The sequence below is a fragment of the Solemya pervernicosa gill symbiont genome, from assembly GCF_002020875.1.
In the GTDB taxonomy this organism is placed as follows: Bacteria; Pseudomonadota; Gammaproteobacteria.
The window spans coordinates 1-5,222 of sequence record NZ_MPRL01000107.1; the positions used below are offsets into that span (position 1 = coordinate 1).

Sequence of the window (5,222 nt, forward strand, 5' to 3'; positions counted from 1 at the left end):
GCAGGCATAAACGGTCGCGTGAAGTTTTTGCTGTTTGCTTGGGCTTGGATGCCCAAAACAAACTCTCGCAAAAATAGCGACTCCCCTATCTCAAGCTGAGAGGCGTGGTTTGGTTGTTCATGGAGTGATCAAGCAGGCTAGATTTCTATGATATAAGACGGGTTAATCGTTTGAAATAGATCGCAAGTCAGGTGTTTTGATCGGGTATATCAGTAAGGTGGATTGATTAGTGCTATTCCGGTTTGGTTAGGGTTGTCGTTTTATATGCAACTCTTTTCTTGTTATAATACAAAGCGTTATTCGTCGATACACGGATTTAGATATCAATACCAAAAAAACAATTATTACTTATGGGACATTCGATATGTTCCATCAGGGCCATTTGCGGCTGCTGAAACGTGCCAAGGCGTTAGGTGACTACCTTATAGTGGGTGTTACTGACGAAAACTATGACCGCTCACGTGGCAAATTGAATGTTATCGAAAGCACGCAGAAGCGGGTGCAGGCAATCGAGGCGTTGGATATTGTCGACAAGGTCATTATGGAGAAACACAAAAAGCAAAAAGCGGAAGATATGGTGAAATATGATGTTGATATTTTTGCCATTGGCGATGATTGGGAGGGTGTGTTTGATTACCTGAATGAATACACCCACGTTGAATACCTTCCTCGTACAAAGGGTATATCCAGCACCTTGCTGAGACGAGACAACTTTGACCTTATAAAGTTGGGTGTTGTTGGTCTTGGTCGTGATACTAAAGCCTTTATAGATGAGGCTAAACATGTGCCAAATCTAAAGGTCAATCGGATCTATTCGCCTGACTTGCCAGCCTTAAAGAAATTTACCCAAAACAATGAAAGCATAAGGTATGGTCACGACAATTACGATGAGTTCTTAGATACAAGTATTGTTGCGGTCTATATTGATACTGCGCTAGAAAAACATTATCCGCTTATCAAAAAAGCATTAATAGCCAAAAAGCATGTGTTGTGCGAGAACCCTCTTGCACTGAATAAAAGTGAACTAATAGAGTTGCTCTCATTGGCGAAGAAAGAGAGGGTTCTACTGCTTTCTGCGCTCAAGACTGCGTTTTTGCCTGCCTTTAATCAGCTGTTGACTGAGTTGAATAAAGGAATAATTGGTGATGTTAAAGAGGTTAGAGCGACACGTACTTCACTTTATAAAGAGAAAGATTATCCCGACACCTTTATGGCTCAAGGTGCCACCAATATTTTGTCTTCTTACCCCTCCTTGTTGGTCAATAAGATTTTAGGAGAAAGCAAAGATATAACTTTTTTTGATCAGGGTAATGAAGGTTATGATGTTTCCAATCTTATTATCAGTAAACATAAAGGTGGTGCTGTCGGGATATCGAACGTAGCTACTGGAATTAAGTCGGAAGGTGACGCAGTGATCTCTGGGACAAAGGGTTATGTTTATATCCCTGCGCCATGGTGGTTAACAAAGCAGTTTCATGTGCGCTTTGAAGATGAAAATAAAAGCCAAACATTCAAATATGAGTTCGATGGCTGCGGGCTGCGCTATATGATTGCAGAATTTGCTTCGTTGATCCAAAGAGGTAAGCGTAAATCTAGTATGTTGTCGCCTAAAGATATGATCGGAATTAATAGGGTTCTTTTGGAATATAACGAAAGAAAATTTAAGGAATTGGGGAAGGCTTGAATATGATTTTTGAAGATTACGCTATTTTCACCCCAGGTCCCGTAAAGATGTCTGAAGAGATACTGCAGGTGGGTGCTAAGCAGACGCCCTACTTTAGAAATAGTGAGTTTTCGGATGTGACCTTCGCCTGTGAAAACGGGCTGTTAGATATGGTCAATGCTCCAGAGGGTTCAAAGGTCATTTTCTTAACGGCGTCGGGTACTGCAGGTATGGAGTCTGCGGTGATGAATTTACTCCATAAAGACGATAATGCTTTAGTGGTCAATGGTGGTGGATTTGGTGCACGATTTGTCGATATTTGTGCCACACATGAGATACCGCATACTAACTTCAAGGTTAACAATACTAATCTAACCGACATTGAGCGTTTAGCGCCAGATGATAATTACACGGCGCTAGTCGTTAATGCACACGAAACATCTGTTGGCCACCTTTATGATTTGGATGCTATGGGTGACTATGCGATTAAAAATGAGATGCTCTACATTGTAGATGCGATCTCTATGCTGGTGACCGATCCGCTCGATATGCAGCAGTCAAACATCGACGTTGTTATTGCAAGTTCTCAAAAAGGTCTGGCCTTGCCGCCTGGGCTTACCATGGTGGTGCTTTCCCCTAACGCACTAGAAAACTTACAAGATATCAATTCTCTGTACTTTAACTATAAAGATTATCTGGTTAATGGTGAAAGAGGGCAAACCCCCTATACACCGGCTGTTACGATAATGTTGCAACTGCAGGCGAGACTCAATCAAATAAGCAGGCGTGGTGGTGTGGAACAGAGTATCGCGAGTGCAAAAGAGGTCGCTAACTACTTTAGGGAAAGCATAAAGGCGTTACCGTTAAAAGAATATACACCCTATATGCCAAATGCGATGACCACCCTAACCCCAACCGATGGAAAATCGGCAATGGACATCGTTAATGCTTTAGAAGAAAACTACAAAGTTATGGTTTGTCCTAATGGTGGTGCGGAGCGTGATGTTGTCTTTAGGGTCTCCCATATGGGTGAAATGACAAAGGAATATACCGACATACTCATTGATGCCTTGCATGAATATTATGCTGTGGTTAGAGCATAGCGGTATAGCCTGATGATAGACCCTCAGGTTTTACGTAAAGCCCAGTTGATTATGCTCGATATGCTAATCGAGTTTGATGCAATATGTAAAAAGCACCAGCTTCAGTATTGGTTGGATTCTGGAACATTATTAGGCGCAGTTCGTCATCAGGGTTTTATACCGTGGGATGATGATATAGATCTTTCGATGCCCATCGAGGATTATAACGAATTCTTGAAAATAGCTGAAAGTGAGCTTTCGAGTGATATATTTCTTCAAACATCCATAACCGATAAAAACTTCAAATTTGATTACATTAAACTACGTTCTAATAAGGCTCGGATTGTAGAGTTTCACGAACAAGAGAGCGATGTAAATTACCACCAGGGCGTATTTGTCGATATTTTTCCAATGCTTGCCATAGAAAATACAGAGGAAAATAAGGACTATTACGACAGGACGCTTAAAGCGATAAGAGAACTCTCAGCTACAAGCCTGCACACACCAGATGGAAAGGATGATCCTCTAACCAGAGCTACCCTGGCTTCATCTTTAAAACAAATGCACCAGGGGTGGGAATACGATCATTCAAAGGTTATCTATAGCGGTGAAATGCCGGATGTGGCTGCCTGGTTTGATATTGCAGAGGTTTTTCCTCTTTCTACGCTGGAGTTTGAAGGGCTATCTTTCTCTGCTCCAAAAAATGCAGATCACTATCTGGATGCGATCTACAGCTTCGACTATAGGCAGCTACCACCGGAAGATAAGCGAGTGATTCATGCGCATAGCATAGAGTTATCTCCTTGAGTTCTTTTGTCGTGAGCGTCCATCTATCTATCTATACACAGCAAATTATGTGTGTCTCTCCAATCAGGAAAAGGGTAGTCAATGATCCTCTCCATTATCAACGTTAGAATCTATATTCCATAAGCATTCAACCGACGCGTACAAAAACGCGGTTCACCACTTCTCAATGAATGATTTCACAAATGTGCGATCTGATGCTTTCATTCTGCCTCAACAACAGCCGCCTTCTTCAGCGCTCTTAAAACAGTAAATCCCTTCGAATAGTGTAGAAAGTGGAATTCTTGCTCAATTCGGCTAGAATGTTAGCATTTACTAATATACTCAGGCTGATAATAGGGACAATCCGATGCCGCAACAGCAAACTACAAATTATGATGGTCAGTCACAGGGCGACGATAACGCCGAACAGACTGGTCTAATCGCACATGAATCTACGCAGTCTGTATCGACGGTTATACCTTTTAACGAAGAGATCACTACTGCAAAGAATCGTCTGCATCTGCTGCTCGAACGTCTGAGCGAGGATAGTGTCGAGCTACGCCGACGTCTTGATCTGCTAGAGCCGAGACAGGTCGAGGCAGAGCAGGCGCTGCGCCAGCATCTCGCAGAGCTTGAGACTCTTACCGAAACGACCCGCGCTATAAGCTCCACTCTGCAGACAGTTGAGGAAGGACAGGGACAGCTCAAAGAGCAGACCGCTGCGGAATTTAAAGAGCTGTTTCTCGCTTTGGAAAAAATAGACCACCGCGTCGTCGCGCTTGAACCGACGCCCGCCAAGGTTCGTCTGCTTGATGAAAAACTAAGTCGTGTTGATGAACAATTAAACAAGAGCACTGAGGAGCTATTTGCTCAGACTAACGAGCTAGGGCGTAGGAGCGATCGCAACGAAAGTTATATAAGTGACCTCAAGCGACGAAACTATAAGCTTGAAGAGTTTACCCATCATCTGAGCGTTGCCAGTAAACGATTGGGGCAGTCGTTCAGTTTCCGCAGCCGTCTGTTTGGCGCGGGTTTGGCGCTGGTATTACTGGCGCTTCTTACATTGGGTTACCTGTTCGATCAGGAGCATCAGCTGAACGAATTGCAGCAACTTCATCAAGCCTCTAACCAAGCCCTCATTCAAACCAATCGTGAGGCACTCACGGCACAGAATGAGAACATTAAATCGATTGAGCAGAGTATTAACCCAAGCTTCGACGTAAATTCTAGTGCGATTACCATTGCCGTGCACGATAGTGACTGGGTGTTGTTGCAAAAACCTGAGCAGATGACCATCGAACTCTACGGCACTCGCAACAAGTCAGAGGCCTTTAACTATATCCGTAAGGTGCAGTCTCTGCTGGTTGAACCGGTCTCATATGTGAAGACAGAGCTCCGTGGGCGCGACTGGTATGTGGTGCTCTATGGTATCTATGCAACTGAGGTTGAGGGTAGGGCGATGATGAGCGTGTTGCCATCGGTATTACGACAGCAGAACCCAACCGTTCGTCAGTTTGGTTGGATACAGCAGCTGCTTTAACCAAATTAACGACAACAATGGACTGACGGGCTAAGAAGGGAGTCACAGTTCGTCCGCTGACCGCCATGGATAGCGAAGCGAAGGCGGTTAGTCCGCGATAGTCGACGCCGTCTGCATATTCGTAGTTGAGAGCGCGAGCGAACGACGAAGA

The 5,222-nt window shown here is 43.9% G+C and carries 4 protein-coding genes; all 4 read left to right on the forward strand.

Features of this window, described 5'->3' with window-relative positions:
- Window positions 1–343 precede the first annotated feature (343 nt).
- Window positions 344–1,684, forward strand: coding sequence for a Gfo/Idh/MocA family oxidoreductase (locus BOW52_RS16070; protein ID WP_269087673.1), 1,341 nt, complete (start codon window positions 344–346; stop codon window positions 1,682–1,684).
- A gap of 2 nt (window positions 1,685–1,686) precedes the next feature.
- Complete coding sequence (locus BOW52_RS16075) at window positions 1,687–2,766, forward strand: pyridoxal-phosphate-dependent aminotransferase family protein (RefSeq protein ID WP_078485100.1); 1,080 nt, start codon at window positions 1,687–1,689, stop codon at window positions 2,764–2,766.
- A 12-nt stretch (window positions 2,767–2,778) separates the two neighbouring features.
- Window positions 2,779–3,552 carry a LicD family protein gene (locus BOW52_RS16080; protein ID WP_078485101.1) on the forward strand — a complete coding sequence of 258 codons (774 nt, stop codon included), beginning with the start codon at window positions 2,779–2,781 and terminating at the stop codon, window positions 3,550–3,552.
- 346 nt (window positions 3,553–3,898) lie between these two features.
- Window positions 3,899–5,071: an SPOR domain-containing protein gene (locus BOW52_RS16085; RefSeq protein ID WP_078485102.1), complete on the forward strand. Its 1,173-nt coding sequence runs from the start codon at window positions 3,899–3,901 to the stop codon at window positions 5,069–5,071.
- Window positions 5,072–5,222: the final 151 nt, after the last annotated feature.

Coding starts and splice junctions, on each gene's coding strand:
- BOW52_RS16075 (WP_078485100.1), top strand. CDS start 1,687: ATGATTTTTGAAGATTACGCTATTTTCACCCCAGGTCCCGTAAAGATG.
- BOW52_RS16080 (WP_078485101.1), top strand. CDS start 2,779: ATGATAGACCCTCAGGTTTTACGTAAAGCCCAGTTGATTATGCTCGAT.
- BOW52_RS16085 (WP_078485102.1), top strand. CDS start 3,899: ATGCCGCAACAGCAAACTACAAATTATGATGGTCAGTCACAGGGCGAC.